Here is a 17,031-nt window from a genome sequence, read left to right as displayed (position 1 = left end):
TGCATAATTCATAGAACGGCGGATTCAAAAACACCGCCCCGCTTTTCGCCGCGGTCTCCGGGGAGCGGACGATTGTCTCAGCTTTGCGACAGTCGCCAAGGGGGCGAGACACGTTCGTGTGAGAAAGCTTACAGGATCGTAGCGACCGGAAAACCTTCCTGCCGATAAGCAGGCTCGTCGGCAATAGCCATGGGGCCGCAGCCTCACGAGTTGTTCCGGATCACGGAAACTTCATTATAGAATAGGAACATACGCGAAATGAGTAGTGTGTTCTCGATCGTCACCTCGATCCTGCTGGCCCTTGTGGGGCTCTTTCTTTTCCTCGGCGGCGGCTATCTCGCCGTCCTCGGTGGGTCCTGGTTCTATGTCCTGGCCGGCGCCGTCATGATCGGCGCGGCGGTGACAGGGATCAGGTCGCCCAGACTTGCGCTGCGGCTCTATGCCGGGCTGCTGCTGGTTTCGACCCTGTGGGCGCTCTTCGAGTCCGGGTTCAACATCTGGAACCTGGAAGTGCGTCTGCTGACCCTGGTGGGCATCGGCGCGTGGATGCTGCTGCCATGGGTCTGGAGCCAGGGCGGCAGGTGGCTGGCGGAAAAGCGCGAAATGCTCGGCGCCGTCGGCGTCAGCGTCCTGGCGCTGGTCATCAGTTGCTTCACCTCCTATTCGATCGACGGCACCGTGCCGGCCGACCGCATGGCGGCGCAGGAAGCCGATTCAGCCGCCGACGGCATCCCCGCCGGCGACTGGCAGGCCTATGGCCGCACTATGGGCGGCGATCGCTATTCGCCCCTGGGCCAGATCACCAAAGCCAATATCGGCCAGTTGAAGCGCGCGTGGGTCACCCGTACGGGCGATGTCCGGCAGGATGGCGAAGGCACGGTCGCCGGCCCCGACCAGGGCCATGAATTCAACCTTGAAGTCACACCCATCAAGGTTGGCGACACGCTCTACATGTGCACGCCCCATAGCTGGGTGATGGCGCTGGATGCGGCGACCGGCAAGGTCAAATGGAAGTTCGATCCGCATCCCGCGCAGGCGGATCAGGAAAAGAACGTCTATCTCTCCTGCCGTGGCGTGACCTATTACAAGATCCCGGACGAAATCCAGACGAGCTGCCGCACGCGCATCTATTCGCCGGTGGCCGACGTGCGGATCGTGGCGCTGGATGCCGAAACCGGCAAACCGTGTGACGATTTCGGCGATCACGGCTTCATCTCCCTGCGCCAGTATCTGGGCCATGTGCCCCACGGCTTCCACTTCGTGACCTCGCCGCCGCTGGTGGCGAAAAACCGCCTGATCACCGGCGGCTGGATCTTCGACAACCAGGCCAATTTCGAACCCTCGGGCGCCGTGCGCGGCTTCGACGCCACGACGGGCGAAATCGCCTGGGCCTGGGATGCCGGCCACACGCCCGAAACCTGGAAGCCCGGCCCGGATGACGTGCTGACGCGCGACACGCCGAACGCCTGGGGCGTCTACACGGCCGACCCGGAACTGGGCCTGGTCTACATCCCCACCGGCAACTCTCCGCCCGACAACTGGGGTGGTTCGCGCCGCCCGTTCGACGACGCCACCTCCTCGGCGACGATCGCGCTGGATATCGTGACGGGTGAACGCCGCTGGACCTACCAGACCGTGCATCACGATCTGTGGGACATGGACATCCCGTCCGGCCCGTCGATGGTCGACCTCCCCGGCCCGAACGGCGAGATGATCCCCGCCCTGGTGCAGAGCACCAAGCGCGGCGAGTTCTTCGTGCTGGACCGCCGCACCGGCCAGCCGGTCCCCGGCTACCCGGTCGAGGAACGCAAGGTGCCGACCGCCGGCATCGCGCCCGACGACCGCGTGTCGCCGACGCAGCCCTATCCGACCGCCATGCCGTCGGTGTCGCCGCCGGACCTCAAAGAGACCGACATGTGGGGTGCCACGCTGCTGGACCAGATGATCTGCCGCATCCAGTACCGCCAGTCGGCCTATGACGGCCAGTTCACCCCGCCGCATATCGGCAGGACCACGATCGTCTACCCGGCGTTCTACGGCATCGTCGACTGGCAGGGCATCACGATCGACCCGCAGCGCAAGATCATGCTGGCGAACGCGAGCTACCTGCCGTTCCGCATCAAGCTCGATCATCGCCAGACGCTGGAAGGCCCCGGCACACTGCCGAAATGGGACGGCAAGGGCGAAGAACCCGCCGCCAAGGGTGACGCGCTGTCGGTCTCGCCGGATTACGGCACGCCCTACATCGCCTACACCAACCCGTGGCTGAATCCGTTGCAGATCCCCTGCAAGGGCCCGGTCTGGGGCACGATCACGGCGATCGACCTGGTGACGAAGAAGATCGTGTGGCAACACCCGGTCGGCACCACCCGCGACACCGGCCCGTTCCGGACGCACACCAACCTGCCGCTGCCCACCGGCATGTATAATATCGGCGGCAACATCGTGACCAAGGGCGGCGTCGTCTTCATGGGCGCCACCGCCGACGACTACCTGCGGGCCTTCGACCTGGCGACAGGCAAGGTGATCTGGAGCGACCGCCTGCCGGCAGGCGGCCAGGCCACCCCGATGTCGTACGAGGTCGGCGGCAAGCAGTATGTCCTGATCGCGGCCGGCGGCCATGGCGGCCTGGGCACGCGCAGCGGCGACTACATCATCGCCTATACACTCGACGGCGCGCAGGGAACCGGCGCGACCGCCCAATAAGCAATAATAATAACAACAGGTACCGGGCGCGCTTCAGGCGCGCCCGGCATCGCCCCCAACGGAATCAAACCAATGCGTTTGACAGAACGGCCGGCATGGCTCCGGACCCTCGTCCGCTTTTCCATCCCCGGCGCCTTCCTGCTTGGCGCGCTCCCGGCGGCCCACGCCTCGGATGTCACACTGGGCATCATCGGCCCGCACGAATACGACCTGCCGGTCGATTTCAAACCGTTCAACGTGCTGGTGCAGTACGGCGACGGCAACGCGGCCGGCTCGTACTACAACGGCTCGGGCCAGCGCACGGCGGGGCAGGGCAGCCACACCTGGTCGGGCCTGACCAAATACGTCCATTTCCGCAGTTTCGACGCCCTTCCTGGTGTCGGCTTCGCCTTCGAAATCATCCAGGGCGAGAGCTTCACGCTGGCCAACGGCAAGAATTACGGCGGTCTCGGCCCCACCATCGTCGGCCCCGCCGCATGGTTCAAACCCAACGCGCACAGCACCTTCGGCTTCCAGACCTTCATGCAGACGCCGGTCGGCACGCGCGACGCCACCTCGCCCAATTACTGGTCGAACATCTCAAGCTTCATCTTCGATTACGAATGGACGCATTTCAGCTTCGACGGCGACGTGGGCACCGTGGTCGGTTCGACCAAGCATATCAGGGGCCAGAACAGCTATTTCCCCGGCGTCGTGTTCTATTCCAACCTGCGCTGGAGCTGGAAGGCCACCAAACTGCTCGAACCGTTCTTCGCGCTCGACTGGCAGAACGTGACCGGCACCTACAACAACACCCACCGCGCCTACGTAAAGGATTCCAGCAGCCGCGAAGTGGCGCTCGGTGTCGGCATGATGTTCAATATCGCGAAGAATTTTTCCTTCACAACACGCTATACGCACTCGGTCGAGGGTCGAAACACCCCAGAGAGCAATGCCTATTACATCAAGCTCGTCTATCTCTGGTAGCTCCCTGTCCCGGAACAGGGGCGGTCATCGCGCCCTCCTGCTCTCCGCGCCCGATCCAGAAGCCCTAATCAGGAGACTGACTCGGTGAAGACTACAGAACGCATATAGGTTTTATGCGCAAAATAGGGCACGGAAGAGCCCGACAGGCTCAAGCGATGCCGTTCCTGCACGGAAGAGGCAGGTGCGGCAGGGCTGGGCGTATTGTGAGCGATGCAGGCGCGGCAAGCGATGGAATGGGCAATTCCCAATAAGAACAATACCAGCACGGCGCGAAACAGCGCCGGCGGCATCATGGTGGAACGCTCGTGGCACCGATGCGCCGCCTCCCACCACGTCGATCCGGCCCAGGGCTGGGTGGCCGATATTTTCAGCGGTGCCGAATTCCGCCATCTCAGCGGGCGTTCCGCTCCGCTGATGCGGGCGGCCCAGCCCGAAATGCGGCGCCTGTTCGATCTGGCGCATCCCATGGGCCTGCTGGTCCTGCTGGCGGATACCGACGCCATGCTCCTGGCCCGCTGCGCGGACGAGGCCCAGTCGACGCATTGCCGCCGGATGGGCCTGCAACAGGGCGCGATCTGGGACGAAGCGATTGCCGGCACCAACGGCGTCGGCACCTGCGTCCGCGACGGCACCCCCATCGTGCTGGGCCAGGGCGAGCATTGGCGTTTCTGCTTTTCCCTGCTCGCCAGTTTCGCAACGCCGATCTTCGATGCACAGGGCCAGATCATCGGCGCGCTCAACCTCGCCGCCTTCCATGGCGATTCCTCGCGCCACGCCGCCCCCCTGCTGATGGACACGCTCATGCAGGCCGGCCGGCGGATCGAAGATCAACTGTTCCGTAACCGCTATGAGGGGCGCAAGATCGTGCTCCTCGACACGGCCGACGGCATGTCCGCGCCGCTGGTCGCGGTCGATGACGACGGCCAGGTCGTCGGTGCCACGCGCGCCGCCCGCACCCTGATGCAGTGGACCGACGAGATGCTCCGCGAGCAGCCCAACCTGCTCTCGACGCTGGAAGGCGACGATTCCCCCAGTTTCCGCAAAGCCGAAGAGAGCGTCATCCGCTCCGCCCTGGCCACCACGCAAGGCAATGTAACCCGCGCGGCCCGCGGCCTGGGCATCAGCCGCGCCACTTTTTATCGGAAGATGCGCATGCTGGGCATCGAATGACCCGCGCGGAACCTCACCGAAAATACGGAGCGGCCGCAGGTTCCGTGCGGCCGCTCCGATGCGTGCCAACCAGCACCCACCAGCGCCGGCCGCGCGCCGGATGCCCCGCTCCCATGCCCCATCCCCATCCCCCATCGGTGCGTCCGCACCCTCTCCAGACCGCGCATCACCCGCCCGGACTGTGCCGCCTTGCACGAACGTTGCACGTTCGATAATGTGCGAATAATTCGCATTAACATGGTGGCGCGTGCTTCGGAAAATTCATCGCTGGATCGGGCTGGCCCTGATCCTGCCGTTCGCGTTGCAGGGCCTGACCGGGCTGCTGCTGGTGGTCCTGCCGCTGATGCTGGCGGGCCGTCCCGCCGCCCCGGTGGCCGGCCCGCCCATGGGGGCCGAGGCCATGATCGGCGCCGCGCGCGCCGTGGCTCCCACCGGCACGCAGCCCCTGCGCTTCGACCCCGCCCGCTGGCCGGGCGACAGCGCGGTCGTCGCCTTCGGGCCGGCCGGCGAGCGCCACCCGGAATTTGAGGTGATGGTCGATCCATCCCACGCCGCGGTCATCCGCACGCATATCCTCCCCCACGGGCTGCGCGTGCTGCACAACCTGCACGCCGACCTGCTGCTGCTGCCCTACGGCCAGTATGCCACCGGTGCCATGGGCATCCTGCTCAGCGTCATGGCCATCACCGGTCTGCTCCTGTGGTGGCCGCACCCGGCCTTGTGGGCTTCGGGCAAATGGCGCCGCACGGTCCTCGTCTCGTCCAGGGCGAGGGGCTATCGCCTGTGGCGCGAAACCCATATCAGCTTCGGCTTCTGGACGCTGGCGGTCATGCTGTTCCTCGCCCTCAGCGGCGCGGTCCTGGCCTTCCCCTTCGCCCGCCCGCTCTTCGGCGTCCAGGGCGGCGGCGGCCGCCCGGCCCAAAGCCGCCCGCACCACCCCGACCGCACGCCCGCCATCCCCGGCGAACAGGGCCTGGACGCCGCCCTGGCCGCCGTGCACACCCAGATGCCCGATGTCGTCCTCATGTCAGCCCATTTGGGCGGCAACCCGGCCGAGCAATCCTTCAATATCGTCCTGCCGGCCTACGGCCCCAACCGCCCGGCCACCGTGCGGTACGATGCCGATGCCGGCACGGTGCGCTTCACCCGCGACCCGGCCCGGCAGCGCACGGGCGAACTGACCTTCATGTGGCTGCACACGCTGCACGAGGCCAAGCTGGCCGGCCCCGCCGTCATCGCCGGTCTCTGGCGCACGGCGGTCGGCATCGCCGGCGCGGCGCTGCTCTATTTCTCGATCTCCGGGGGCGTCATGTGGGTCCTGCGCCGACGCGGCGCTGCCACCCGCAAGGCCCGCGTGGCAGCCGTGCCCGACCCCACGCGCACCGCCTGAACACCCCAACCGCCGGAAAGCCATGCCTTTTTCCGCACACTGGTCTCCCCACAAGGCTGCGTGTTATAACAAACGCCCAGGCGACCCCACGCCTGAAAAAGGGACATGCAGAAGATGCGGAAATACGAGCTTTACGCTCTGACTTCGATGATCGTGATCATTTCCGCCGTCATTTATTATGTGCAAGGGCATTACGCTCCCGTTTCCACGGGCTGCACGCTGGGTATCTGTTTTTAAGAGCCTGTTCGCCAGGCCACCGGGTCGGCATATCCTCCGCTCCGATGCGCGAAAAGACAGAACGGGCGTGCCCCGCGTCCCGCTCTCGCCGTGTCATCTCTTCCGTACCCGGACAATCCGTAACCCATCGCGAAAATTCAGGGTCATAAGCCCAAGATTGACGGACCCGGCCAGAAGTTCCACACTCTGCACGCCATAGAACACCCCGTCCAGGCGCAGTTCCGCTGCGCGGGCCGCAAGGAAAAAGGCACAGGGAACGAGCATGCAGATGCCATTGATCCCTATGATCCGCATGCGCTTCAGCTTCACGATTGCCAGACCGCGCGGCGCCCCGCCCGCCGCGCGGTAACCCGACAGACCGGTCAGGGCCAGACAGGGAATGAGAACCATCAGTCCCCACAGAATACGACCTTTGGTGGCAGCGATGATAAGCGCGTCTCCGTATAATTCAGAGGCGACAGACGCCGTCATGAAACTGACGATGCAAAGGATAGCGATCCCGCCTGCCAGCGGATGGAGGCGGTGGAGCAGTTTTTGCATGATATCGCCCTTGCGAGAATGAACGGGAAGCATTTACATAGCTAGCCATGATAGAAGATAGCAAGCCATATAAATGGCAGACCCGAGAGCACTCCCTTGGCTATATGGTCAACTGGGCGGCCAGACTCTTCGCACGAGAGATGGATGACGCTTTGCGTCCTTTCGGTCTCATGTCGGGGCAATTGCCGGTATTTTTCGCTCTGGCGGATGGACAACCACGGTCCCAGAGCGCGCTGGTGCGCCTTGCGGCGGTAGAACAGTCGACCATGGCCAAGACCCTCTCGCGGATGGAGCGGGACGGGCTGATCGAGCGCACGCCCGATCCGAATGATCGACGGAGTGCATTGATCTCGTTATCGTCCGCGGCGTCGGAAAAATTACCAGATATCGCTGCCGCCGTCGCAACCATCAATGCCAGAAGTCACGCGTGCCTCTCCGGCGACGAAAGCCGATTGCTGCTGCAATTGTTACATCAGGTCGTCAACGGTCTGGCAACCTGATCCGGCACCCCGCCATCCCGATCCATTACGCCGGATTCTCCTGTAAAATGACGACGTGTGCAGAACACGCATCACGAAAATCGACTGCAAAAAAAATGGGTTTCCAAAGGCACCGCCTTTGGCGGGTCCAGGGTGGAACCCTGGCCTTCCACCACCCCCACCCGACACACCCTCTCCTCGTCCACCCGCGCCACGTTGAACCACAGTCACTCGGCGGCACTCCCATCGGCGCTGAACAGCGTCCCCGGCGCGAGAACCACCCCACGCGCCCCGACAGACCGAAGCATGACCATCAGCATCTCACCGAAAAGACAGGCAATGCCGACCCCGACGCACGATCCGGCGGAAAACAGGGCGACGATCCACCCCAACCGCGCCACCGGCACGACATCGGCCGGGAGGGAATAGACGACCGCCACCAGCGCCGCGTCGCCGATCCCACCCCCATCCGGCAGATGAACAGACGCGCAAACCCGTTGGAGAGTCCCCAGCCGATCGTGGCGAGGCTCCACAGGACCAGACCGCCAACGACGATCGGCGGCCGCAAAACCGGCCGGTCACCATCGAGATCGCCAGCCCGAGCACCGAATACAGCAGCGCGAACGCGAAACCGTTCAGGATGGCCAACCGAACATCATCCAGATGCAGATCGGCCCTTCCCGGACCGATCATCAGCGAAAGGATCGGCCGATCGATCAACGACAGCACATAAGCGCAGCCGAACAGGATCGTCGTGGCCACCGGATGCACCGCGCGCGCGGCGGATATGGACATCTCTATCCCCGTTCCCGGCCGGCCCTCTGCCGGATGCAGCACCCGCCGCAAAGAATCATGCGGACCCGCGTGAGGGAGTTCCGCTGCCGCGTCAAAACCAGGCTGGAACAGGCTTCCGTCCGGCATGTGTTTTGCACATCGCAGCCCGGTTGACGGCGACCGGCCGCGAAGGGCCGCAAACGCCCATCGGCCTGCCGGCAGCATCATGTTTCAAACAGGTCTAACGGCCCCGTCACCCGTTTCCTCTGCCAGGACCGTGGACCGGCCCAGGGGCGGCGAGGGGACGCCACCCCGGAATGTCGCCGATGAGGATTCGAAAGGCGCGCCTCCACCCCTGATCGTGATTGCCGACAGATTGACCGGTATGGGGCAACCCTGCACTCTGCATGGCATGACACATGATTCCGCCTTCACCCCCCTGCCGGCCGTCGGTTCATGACGGCCCCCCTGCACATCTGCATCGCGGGGATTGGCGCCATCGGCGGCACGCTGGCGGCCTGTCTGACACGCGGAGGCGCATCGGTCTCGCTGATCGCGCGCGGCGAAACCCTGTCGCGCCTGCGCACGCACGGCCTGACCGTGACCGAAGGCGAGACCACCTTCACCTGCCACCCCGCCGTCGCCGAGCGCGCGCCCGGCCCGATGGACGTCCTGTTCCTCGCCGTCAAATCGCATCAATTGTCCGACCTGCTCCCGGCGGTCCTGCCGGCGGTCGGCCCCGACACATTGATCGTCCCCATCATCAACGGCATCCCCTGGTGGATGACGGCAGACGACGCCCCGCCGGCCTTCCGCACGCTCGCCCCCCTGCTGGACCCGACGGGCCAACTGGCGGCCCACCTGCCGGCACGACAGATCGCGGGCTGCGTCGCCTACGCCTTTTGCGCCATCGAAGTCCCCGGACAGATCCGCTCCCTGCGGCCGATGCGCCTGGTGCTGGGGCGTTCCGCACCCGACACGTCCGACACGCCCGACGCACCCGGCCCGACCCGCGACCGACTGACCCATCTCGCCGGCCTGCTCAACGCCTGCGGGATCGACGCTCACGTCACCGACGCCATCCACGCCGAAATCTGGACCAAGCTCGCCACCAACGTGGCCACGAATCCCCTGTCGGTGATCACGGGCGCCACGCTCGAAGCCATGGCGACCGACCCGGCCACCCGCGCGATCATTCGCGCCTCACTGGACGAGGCGATCGCCACCGGCGCGGCCTGTGGCATTTCCACCCTCAAACCGGCCGAGACGATCTGCGCCATGATGGCGGCAGCAGGCCCCCACGAAACCTCGATGTTGCAGGATTTCCGCGCTGGCCGAACCCTGGAGACGGTAGCGATCGGCGACGCGCTGGTGGCGCTGGCGCGCGCACTGGCCGTGCCGACACCGATCATCGACACCCTGCTCGGCCTCGTCGCCTTTCAGCGCCGTTCCCTGGCCGGAAAGGAACAGGCATCATAACCAGCGACGCGATGCACGACGAATGGACCCTGCGGGTCCATTCGGCGGAATGCTACCACCGCGCCAGCGCACATTGTCAAATGCAAACGAGCCGGACATCTATCCGATATTGATGCATAAAAATGACGAGCGAAGCGTCGTCGCCCTAAACGGCCCCGTCCGGTTGCCCATAATTTTTTGACGCTTCCACCGTGCGCGCAAATACGGTGCCGATGGCGTGGCACGGTACTTCCCCCGTTTCTGTAGGCTACTGTCTATCTGCTCATTTTCCTCAAGCAGACAGGCAGCTTTGGGGGGCGCGGAATGTCGGCTGTCATCACCGAACTACATGAATCTCGTAGATATGGCTTATATAATTCGGTGGAGAGCCTAGGGGTGAAATATCTTTGCGGTCGATAACTGCTGTTACCGAAAAAACAGGATTATCGCTAGAGCTACGTTTGAATATATCGGATCTGTATTTCTCCGGTATATTCGACAAGGAAAAGCGAAGGCTGGAGGAAGTGGATGGAAACATCGGATAATTTAGAGGCATAGCAGACTCACAAAGCAGATCTGTTTTTTGTTCTCCTCCAATGTCAGTAATGGCTCCAGATGGAGAATTTTGACAAGTCATGAAATTCTGAATAACTTTTACCTTGTCGTGACCTTTGCATCCAGACAAAATAACCATAGCTATGGTCGGTAACAGTAACTTGCTAAACATATGGGCATTCTCCGAGCTTGTTCCCAACGAACTTCAATAAAAACTTCATATAATTACTCAGGAATCGTTGCGGTTTGTAAGTGATGAAATTTAATAAAAATTAGCGTGAAATAGTGCCATGAAGTGCAGACTGACGTCAAATTGTCCGGAATGAGGCGGTTGCTGCCTGTCTGATCCCGCATCACAGATCAGACAAGCAGTTCAGGTTACTCAGCCGCTCATGCTGGGCATTATTGTGGGTTTCCGTGATACGCTTCTACGGGCCGAACCGGCGTTAATGTCGTGATTTCGATGAAGTAGCCACCCTTCGCTCGAAAGTAGAAAGACCACGCGCCATGTGCGTCGCGTGGTACCTGCACCTCCCAGCCGTCCCCGCTCAGGCGCTTATAGAGAGCATCGACGTCCTCGCGAGACTTTTGGATGAAACCAATGTGCAGAATGTCGAATCGCTTGGGATAATCGAAGCCTTCGAGTTTGTTGTCGAAATGGTTGACGATCAGTACCAGCCCATCATTGTCCTGCATAATGGCCATCTTGGTTCCACGCACAACGAGAGTGCGCAGGCCGAAATATTGTTCGAACATTGCGCGATCAGCCTCAGTATCGTGGCTGTAGAGGTTGATGTGGTTCAGCTTCATGACTGTGTCTTTCCGTTGGTGAGACGGACACGAGCCGGTCGCAACATGGACAACGACGACCGACCACGGACGAGGCCAATCCTCGTCGTGTCCGGCCATGGTCAAGAGCGGGTTTATTCGCTCAAGCGTGACTGTCTCCGGAGAGACCGCAGGTTGTCACCGTACCTGCATCGCTGTCTTTTTAGGCAAAATCGACTTTGCTGACGCCAGCAGCAGCGGTCAAGCGGCATCTTCAGTCAAGTCCGCTTCGTAGAAGCTTATTGAATGACGAAAACGACCAATAAGAGGCGAAGCCGGAAAAAGGGTGAAAGCTGTAGACGACCAGATGGGAATCGGTGTTTCGCTACCGATATTCGCGTGTGTTGTGCTGGCGGTGTTGGCGTGGGTTATGTTAAAGTAATTGGCGGCGGGATGTGCCGTTTTCTGGGATTGAGGAACGCGATTCGTGGGTTCCGTCTCCTCTTGTTTCAGGTTTTTCGTGTGTCGGTGCGAGCATGTGGCGGCGTGGCGCTGGTGGCGGACGGCATCGTGGGGATGTGTTTTCTTTCTGGCTCTGACGGCGCTTGCTGCGTCCGCTCGTGCCGATGATGGGGCGCCGTTCTCGGCGCTCGATTTGACCGGCCCGTTCGGCACCGCATCCCGCTGGACGCTGACGGCGACGCGAGGCGGGCCGACGCCGGACCCGAGCGGGCTCGATCCCTCCATCCCGGGTGTCATGACAATGTGTCTTCAGACGAGCGCACGGCCGGGATGCGCGCGCGATCTGCTCGATGCGCCGCCGGTCCACCCCGGCGACGATCCCGTCTGGTCGACCACGCGGAAGGTCGATCGCGTCGCGATTCTTTCTCTGCCCGTCGGGAAACGTCTGCTGGTGGAAACCTCTGGCCCACATAGCGCCAATAACAGCCATTGGATCTTGACGCAGGTGCTGGCCTATGACCGGGGCGCGGATCGGTTCCGGTCTCTGTTCGCCCGCGCGGTCGGGAGCAACCATAACCAGGAAATCCGTGTCATCGAACATGGTCCTCTGGCGAGCGATATCGTCATGGTCGAACCGACCGCCGATGCGCCTTACGGATACTGGATCACGGTCTTTGGCCAGGCTTCCACGATCTATCGTCCAGAGTTGCGCTTTCGGAGTGCCACGCATTATGGCGACGGCAATCCGCTGGCTGTCATCGATGCGGAAATGCCCAATATTCTGCGCCGCCTCGGCAAGCCCGATCCTCTGCCGCGTGCCTCCGCGGCCTGTCCGATGCCGCATCTGCACGATGGCGCTCTGTGGTGTACGCGGCCAGAGGAAACCCGGTAATCAAGCCGGATGAGCGGACGGTCTGCCGGTCCTGCGCGACCTGATGACATAACCCCCCTTTTCTGATCGACGAATGGGGATGCAAGGGCCAAGGCCCTTGCCGGGTTCGGGCAGAGCCCGACCTTATTTTCCGTGCGACCGCCCCATATCGGGCTATCCCACGATGCTTGCCTGTCTGGTGGCGGTCGTTGCCATTGGTGTGATCCGGAGGGTAAGCCCTCCATTCACCTGGACTGGAGAGAACCAAGATAGGCACAGAGCATGTCGGCCATGGCATGTGAGAACGCTTCGACTTCCTCGGGTGTTCGAGATTTTTCGGAAAAATGTTTCCCCACCTGGCTCAGGGTCGTGCCGATCAGTTCACCCGCCAGTTCGCGCGTGCAATCCAGTGCGTCAGGGAGAACCTCCCGCATGAAGTGCTGGAGAATGGCGTCTCCCGAAGCCTGAGCGGTTCGTGATTCCGGCGCATCCCGATAGAGCGGTGCTGCGTCGCTGAGCGCCACGCGCATCTCCGCTTCATCGCACTCCGACTGCACGAAGGCATGGACCAGCTTGTGTACCCGCTCGAGCGGGGGGATCCTCGTGTTCTCGAGTATGTCGCGCAGGAGATCGGTTGTCCGCGTCCATTCATCGCTTTGAAGCCGAAAGAGGATCGCGGCCTTGTTTGGAAAATATTGATAGACCGACCCCACGCTGACGCCGGCTCTCTCGGCGACCCGGGCCGAGGTGAAGCGTTGGGCGCCTTCCGCAGCCAGCACCTGAGCCGCCGCCTCCAGGATCGTGGCGACAAGGTCCGCGGAGCGGGCTTGCTGGGGGCGCTTGCGTAGGGAAATCGAGGGATGTCGGCGATTTGACACGGCATTTGCCCAAAGTGGCTCGTCAAAACAATAAACTAGAGCATCGGTCGGGCGGTGCAAGGTCGGGCGCGACACTTGGCGTTCATGGGGCGGAACCATTTTTTCGATCCTGTGCGGAGCCGCTTCAAAACCTGAATAGCGACATTCAGGAGGGCGGCGCGTGTCCGCGCCGCGCGGTCTGTTTGGTGTAGTTTTTTATATAAAATTCAAATACATACAAAATTTTTCCGTCGAGATAAAGGCAATGCGACTACGCGATATGACGGATTCGTCGTATTTTCAGCGTGAGGCAAGCAACGCCTTCAGCATGACCGGAGATCTTTATGAACACGCTGACGACCGCCCCGCTGGCGCCTCTCCTCGACCGTCTTTTCGAAGAAGCCGAGGCGGCGTGGTCGGGCAATCCTTCCGTGGCCGCGTATTGGTCGACGCTCTCGGAGCAGGATCAAGCGCGCCTGATGTGCAGCAAGACCGAGTATCGCGATTTCTACGCGCGCTTGAAGGATGTTCCGCTCGCCGTCTCGCGGGAGACCGGAGCGCTGCTTTACATGCTGGCGCGCAGCACGGGCGCGAGAAAGATCGTGGAATTCGGCACGTCGTTCGGCATCTCCACACTGCATCTTGCAGCAGCACTCCGGGACAATGGGGGTGGGCGCCTGATCAGCGCGGAGTTCGAGCCGTCCAAAATCGTCAGGGCACGAGCGCATCTGCTGGAAGGCGGCCTGAGCGACCTGGTGGAAATCCGGGAGGGCGACGCCCTGCAGACGCTGGCGGCCGGGCTGCCGGACGAGATCGACCTGCTGCTGCTGGATGGCGCGAAGGGACTTTATCTTCAGGTTCTGTCCCTGGTCGAAAGCCGGCTTAGGCCGGGAGCGCTCATCATCGCCGACAATGCCGATTATTGCCCCGATTATCTCGACCGGGTCCGTGCGCCGGCGCAGGGCTACATGTCGGTGCCGTGCACGGGCGATGTCGAAATGTCGATGCGCGTTGTCTGAGAGACTGACCGAAAATGCACGCTGGTGGCGTGTCCTCCGCGCGTTTCCTGCGCTTCGGTGCTCACGGCCGTCAAGGCCGCTCCGCTCCGATGCTCGGAAACACACGCCGGGCGCGGCCCTGACGGGCCGCTCTCGCTCACCAGCCCGCATTTTCGGTCAGGCTCTGAACCGCCCACAGGCTTTTCCGCGTGGTGGAACGCCAGCCGTCGCAAAAGCAGAAAACATGGATGTCGAAATCTGGAGTTTTAAAATGACCGATATGTCCCGTACCGCAATCGTCACCGGCGCTTCCAGGGGTATTGGCGCCGCGTTGGCCAGGCGCCTTGCCGCCGACGGTTTCCAGACGATCGTCAACTATGCTTCCAGCGTTACCGAAGCAGAGGCGGTGGTGGCTGCGATCATCGCGGCCGGCGGCCGCGCAAAAGCGATCAAGGCCGACGTGGCTGATCCTGAAGCCGTCAAAACACTGTTCGACCAGACGGAAGCCGAATATGGCCCTGTCGATGTGCTGATCAACAATGCCGGGATTAGCAAAACCGCGCCGCTGGCCCAGGTCTCCGACGAGGATTTCCAGCGCCTGATCGCCGTCAACCTTGCCGGCGCCTTCAACGGCATGCGCGAGGGTGCCCGGCGAGTGCGTGACGGCGGTCGTATCATCAACCTGTCGACGAGCATCATCGGCGCCTATCTTCCCGCCCACGGTGTCTATGTCGCCACCAAGGCGGCGGTGGAGGGGCTGACCCATGTCCTGGCCAAGGAACTCGGCGCCCGCCGCATTACCGTCAATGCCGTCGCGCCCGGACCCGTCGCCACCGAGCTGTTTTTCGCCGGCCGGTCCGAAGACCTCATCCAGCGCCTGATCGGCGACATCCCGCTCGGTCGTCTCGGCGAGCCCGACGACATTGCCCGCGTCGTGTCCTTCCTGGCCGGCCCGGAAAGCGGTTGGGTGAACGGCCAGGTCATCAAGGCAAATGGCGGCCGCAACTGATCGCAACGCCAGAGCCTTTCCATCGAAACCGGTTCGGTGGACATGCTCTCGTTTATTGTTTTGACGAGCATCTTCACCTCTTTGAATGCACGCATTCAAAGAGGATCTGCTCCAGGCGGATCGTTCCCATATGACCTACCGATCGATACGTGACCCGGCGCAGGCCCGCCTGCTGGGGCTGGTCGTGGTCCTGTTCGTTTCCTATCTATGCGTCGCTATTCCCATGCCGGTCGTCCCGGTCTACGTGACCGGGCGCCTCGGGCTCGGCAATGCTTGGGCGGGGCTTGGGGTCGGCATTGCCTTTCTCAGCACCATCGTGATGCGCGGCTATGCCGGCCACCTGTCGGATCGCCGCGGCGCCAAGGCAGCGGTGGGACGTGGCCTGGCCTTCTACGCTGGCGGGGCACTGGTCTCGTTGGTTGCCGGCCTGCTCACCCAGGCTCCGCTGACAGGTTTCGTCGTCCTGGTCGCCGGCAGATTGCTGCTCGGGCTCGGCGAGAGCCTGGTGGGCGTCGGTGTGATCGCCTGGGGAATCGGCCTGGTCGGTTCCGCGCGATCGGGGACGGTTCTGGCCCTGGTCGGTGCCGCGATCTACGGCGCGCTTGCCGTCGGCGGCCCCATCGGTCTCGTCCTGTTCGACCGGCTGGGGTTCGTCGGGGCCATGGCGGTCAGTACGCTGTTGCCCTGCCTCGGCCTCTTGGCCATCCTGGCGATGACCGGCGTCGCGCCGCATCCCCACGCCGAACGCCCGTCCTTTCTGAGCGTGATGGGCCGGATCTGGGGCTACGGGCTGATCGTCTGCCTCCAGGGCATCGGCTTCGCCGCGATCGGTTCGTTCTTCGTGCTGTACTTCCTGCATCGGCACTGGAGCCATGCCGGGCTTGGCTTCATGGCTTTCGGCGGCGGGTTCGTTCTGGTGCGTCTGCTCTTTGGCCATCTGCCGGATCGGTTCGGCGGCTTGCCGGTCGCCATCGGCTCGCTCGCCATCGAGGCGCTCGGGCAGTTCCTGATCTGGGGCGCCCACGGTCCGATCCTCGCCCTTGCCGGCGCCTGCCTGACGGGCCTGGGCTGCTCGATGATCTTTCCGGCCATGGGGCGGGAGGTGGTCCACCTCGTGCAGCCGCATCTGCGGGGTACGGCCATGGGCGGGTTCACGGCCTTCCAGGACCTGGCCTATGGGCTGACCGGCCCCCTTGCGGGTCTCTTTGCAGACCGAGCCGGATATAGTGGGGTTTTCCTGATTGGTGGCATTGCGGCGGCGGCAGGTTTCCTGATCGCGCAGGCCCGATGAAATCGGCCGCCGATGTGCAGAGTTGCATGGAGGTGCCTGACATGACGATAATCGTCATGACGGGTGGCCGCCTTCAGTCAAGCCGCATGTCTCATATGAAGGCGGAAGCGGCCATGTTCGAAGAGGATAAAATCATCCTCACTCCGCCTTCGACGGATCATCCCCAGGGTTGACGTAAGTCATGCCGAAAGGCCCAACACCGGAAATCTCCATGATAACCGAAGCATCCGCCGTTCGCAGAGCGTGCGGGGTCTCCCTGGGCAGATGGACGAATCCCCCCAATACTGTTCACTTAGAGTGATAATCTGCTAGGTTCTCTCCGATAGGAGGGAAGCGGCATGGCGCGAATAGCAGCGGCGTTCGATGGAGACGCGGGAATTGGTGATCGACTCGGGATAGCGACGATCAGCCGCAGCTTTGGCCGCGAACAGATCGGAGAGGCGTTGCGCGCGAGCGGCCGCAAGACGCGGCGACGCCGTGATATGCCGGAAGACCTGACG

The 17,031-nt window shown here is 62.8% G+C and carries 17 protein-coding genes; 11 read left to right on the top strand and 6 right to left on the bottom strand.

What is annotated here, in order from left to right; translation table 11 throughout:
* The first annotated feature begins 258 nt into the window (after positions 1 to 258).
* The 4 genes from HLH25_RS17225 to HLH25_RS17210 all read left to right on the top strand — a co-directional run bounded on the left by HLH25_RS17225 (position 259) and on the right by HLH25_RS17210 (position 6,232).
* Complete coding sequence (locus HLH25_RS17225) at positions 259 to 2,706, top strand: membrane-bound PQQ-dependent dehydrogenase, glucose/quinate/shikimate family (protein ID WP_220791881.1); 2,448 nt, start codon at positions 259 to 261, stop codon at positions 2,704 to 2,706.
* A gap of 72 nt (positions 2,707 to 2,778) precedes the next feature.
* Entirely contained in the window at positions 2,779 to 3,672 is an 894-nt protein-coding gene (locus tag HLH25_RS17220) for a transporter (protein WP_182975245.1), read from the top strand.
* 228 nt (positions 3,673 to 3,900) lie between these two features.
* The gene (locus tag HLH25_RS17215) at positions 3,901 to 4,842 is read left to right on the top strand and encodes a helix-turn-helix domain-containing protein (protein ID WP_182975244.1); all 942 of its coding nucleotides are present in this window, start codon (positions 3,901 to 3,903) and stop codon (positions 4,840 to 4,842) included.
* Positions 4,843 to 5,089: 247 nt separating this feature from the next.
* Positions 5,090 to 6,232, top strand: coding sequence for a PepSY-associated TM helix domain-containing protein (locus HLH25_RS17210; RefSeq protein WP_182975243.1), 1,143 nt, complete (start codon positions 5,090 to 5,092; stop codon positions 6,230 to 6,232).
* 330 nt (positions 6,233 to 6,562) lie between these two features.
* Here the strand turns inward: HLH25_RS17210 and HLH25_RS17205 are convergent, their stop codons facing one another.
* Positions 6,563 to 7,042: a hypothetical protein gene (locus HLH25_RS17205; RefSeq protein ID WP_246402638.1), complete on the bottom strand. Its 480-nt coding sequence runs from the start codon at positions 7,040 to 7,042 to the stop codon at positions 6,563 to 6,565.
* A 14-nt stretch (positions 7,043 to 7,056) separates the two neighbouring features.
* Here HLH25_RS17205 and HLH25_RS17200 point away from each other — a divergent pair, with 14 nt between their 5' ends.
* On the top strand, positions 7,057 to 7,509 hold the full coding sequence (locus HLH25_RS17200; RefSeq protein ID WP_182975242.1) for a MarR family winged helix-turn-helix transcriptional regulator: 453 nt from the start codon (positions 7,057 to 7,059) through the stop codon (positions 7,507 to 7,509).
* A gap of 206 nt (positions 7,510 to 7,715) precedes the next feature.
* On the opposite strand, the gene HLH25_RS17195 is transcribed toward HLH25_RS17200, so the two are convergent.
* The gene (locus HLH25_RS17195; RefSeq protein ID WP_182975241.1) at positions 7,716 to 8,021 is read right to left on the bottom strand and encodes a hypothetical protein; all 306 of its coding nucleotides are present in this window, start codon (positions 8,019 to 8,021) and stop codon (positions 7,716 to 7,718) included.
* Between the two features lie 697 nt (positions 8,022 to 8,718).
* On the opposite strand from HLH25_RS17195, the gene HLH25_RS17190 reads away from it, so the two are divergent.
* The gene (locus HLH25_RS17190; RefSeq protein WP_182975240.1) at positions 8,719 to 9,741 is read left to right on the top strand and encodes a ketopantoate reductase family protein; all 1,023 of its coding nucleotides are present in this window, start codon (positions 8,719 to 8,721) and stop codon (positions 9,739 to 9,741) included.
* A 316-nt stretch (positions 9,742 to 10,057) separates the two neighbouring features.
* Here HLH25_RS17190 and HLH25_RS20075 read toward each other — a convergent pair whose 3' ends face one another.
* The 3 genes from HLH25_RS20075 to HLH25_RS17180 all read right to left on the bottom strand — a co-directional run bounded on the left by HLH25_RS20075 (position 10,058) and on the right by HLH25_RS17180 (position 11,790).
* Complete coding sequence (locus tag HLH25_RS20075; RefSeq protein WP_220791880.1) at positions 10,058 to 10,447, bottom strand: hypothetical protein; 390 nt, start codon at positions 10,445 to 10,447, stop codon at positions 10,058 to 10,060.
* A gap of 230 nt (positions 10,448 to 10,677) precedes the next feature.
* A complete protein-coding gene (locus tag HLH25_RS17185; RefSeq protein ID WP_114726468.1) occupies positions 10,678 to 11,085 on the bottom strand; it encodes a VOC family protein in 408 nt (135 codons plus the stop codon).
* 219 nt (positions 11,086 to 11,304) lie between these two features.
* Positions 11,305 to 11,790: a hypothetical protein gene (locus tag HLH25_RS17180; RefSeq protein ID WP_182975239.1), complete on the bottom strand. Its 486-nt coding sequence runs from the start codon at positions 11,788 to 11,790 to the stop codon at positions 11,305 to 11,307.
* Positions 11,791 to 11,806: 16 nt separating this feature from the next.
* On the opposite strand from HLH25_RS17180, the gene HLH25_RS17175 reads away from it, so the two are divergent.
* Positions 11,807 to 12,397, top strand: a complete 591-nt coding sequence (locus HLH25_RS17175) for a hypothetical protein (RefSeq protein WP_182975238.1) — start codon at positions 11,807 to 11,809, stop codon at positions 12,395 to 12,397.
* A gap of 224 nt (positions 12,398 to 12,621) precedes the next feature.
* On the opposite strand, the gene HLH25_RS17170 is transcribed toward HLH25_RS17175, so the two are convergent.
* On the bottom strand, positions 12,622 to 13,353 hold the full coding sequence (locus HLH25_RS17170) for a TetR family transcriptional regulator (protein WP_220791879.1): 732 nt from the start codon (positions 13,351 to 13,353) through the stop codon (positions 12,622 to 12,624).
* A gap of 224 nt (positions 13,354 to 13,577) precedes the next feature.
* Between HLH25_RS17170 and HLH25_RS17165 the strand changes: the two genes are divergently transcribed.
* The 4 genes from HLH25_RS17165 (at position 13,578) to HLH25_RS20590 (ending at position 16,704) form a co-directional block, all read left to right on the top strand.
* On the top strand, positions 13,578 to 14,252 hold the full coding sequence (locus HLH25_RS17165; RefSeq protein ID WP_182975237.1) for an O-methyltransferase: 675 nt from the start codon (positions 13,578 to 13,580) through the stop codon (positions 14,250 to 14,252).
* Between the two features lie 223 nt (positions 14,253 to 14,475).
* A complete protein-coding gene (locus HLH25_RS17160) occupies positions 14,476 to 15,240 on the top strand; it encodes an SDR family oxidoreductase (RefSeq protein ID WP_246402636.1) in 765 nt (254 codons plus the stop codon).
* A gap of 130 nt (positions 15,241 to 15,370) precedes the next feature.
* Positions 15,371 to 16,531: an arabinose transporter gene (locus HLH25_RS17155; protein ID WP_182975236.1), complete on the top strand. Its 1,161-nt coding sequence runs from the start codon at positions 15,371 to 15,373 to the stop codon at positions 16,529 to 16,531.
* A 41-nt stretch (positions 16,532 to 16,572) separates the two neighbouring features.
* Complete coding sequence (locus HLH25_RS20590; protein WP_259657266.1) at positions 16,573 to 16,704, top strand: hypothetical protein; 132 nt, start codon at positions 16,573 to 16,575, stop codon at positions 16,702 to 16,704.
* Positions 16,705 to 17,031: the final 327 nt, after the last annotated feature.

Origin of the sequence: Gluconacetobacter dulcium (assembly GCF_014174165.1) — a bacterium.
GTDB lineage: Bacteria > Pseudomonadota > Alphaproteobacteria > Acetobacterales > Acetobacteraceae > Gluconacetobacter > Gluconacetobacter dulcium.
The sequence above is the reverse complement of the archived record's forward strand: the minus strand, read 5'-3'. Positions and strand labels throughout refer to the sequence as shown.

Excerpts from the sequence above, each read along its gene's own strand:
- HLH25_RS17225 (WP_220791881.1), top strand. The coding sequence starts at position 259 with ATGAGTAGTGTGTTCTCGATCGTCACCTCGATCCTGCTGGCCCTTGTG.
- HLH25_RS17220 (WP_182975245.1), top strand. The coding sequence starts at position 2,779 with ATGCGTTTGACAGAACGGCCGGCATGGCTCCGGACCCTCGTCCGCTTT.
- HLH25_RS17215 (WP_182975244.1), top strand. The coding sequence starts at position 3,901 with ATGGAATGGGCAATTCCCAATAAGAACAATACCAGCACGGCGCGAAAC.
- HLH25_RS17205 (WP_246402638.1), bottom strand. The coding sequence starts at position 7,042 with ATGCTTCCCGTTCATTCTCGCAAGGGCGATATCATGCAAAAACTGCTC.
- HLH25_RS17200 (WP_182975242.1), top strand. The coding sequence starts at position 7,057 with ATGATAGAAGATAGCAAGCCATATAAATGGCAGACCCGAGAGCACTCC.
- HLH25_RS17190 (WP_182975240.1), top strand. The coding sequence starts at position 8,719 with ATGACGGCCCCCCTGCACATCTGCATCGCGGGGATTGGCGCCATCGGC.
- HLH25_RS20075 (WP_220791880.1), bottom strand. The coding sequence starts at position 10,447 with ATGTTTAGCAAGTTACTGTTACCGACCATAGCTATGGTTATTTTGTCT.
- HLH25_RS17185 (WP_114726468.1), bottom strand. The coding sequence starts at position 11,085 with ATGAAGCTGAACCACATCAACCTCTACAGCCACGATACTGAGGCTGAT.
- HLH25_RS17180 (WP_182975239.1), bottom strand. The coding sequence starts at position 11,790 with ATGGAGGGATCGAGCCCGCTCGGGTCCGGCGTCGGCCCGCCTCGCGTC.
- HLH25_RS17175 (WP_182975238.1), top strand. The coding sequence starts at position 11,807 with ATGTGTCTTCAGACGAGCGCACGGCCGGGATGCGCGCGCGATCTGCTC.
- HLH25_RS17170 (WP_220791879.1), bottom strand. The coding sequence starts at position 13,353 with ATGGTTCCGCCCCATGAACGCCAAGTGTCGCGCCCGACCTTGCACCGC.
- HLH25_RS17165 (WP_182975237.1), top strand. The coding sequence starts at position 13,578 with ATGAACACGCTGACGACCGCCCCGCTGGCGCCTCTCCTCGACCGTCTT.
- HLH25_RS17160 (WP_246402636.1), top strand. The coding sequence starts at position 14,476 with ATGGATGTCGAAATCTGGAGTTTTAAAATGACCGATATGTCCCGTACC.
- HLH25_RS17155 (WP_182975236.1), top strand. The coding sequence starts at position 15,371 with ATGACCTACCGATCGATACGTGACCCGGCGCAGGCCCGCCTGCTGGGG.
- HLH25_RS20590 (WP_259657266.1), top strand. The coding sequence starts at position 16,573 with ATGACGATAATCGTCATGACGGGTGGCCGCCTTCAGTCAAGCCGCATG.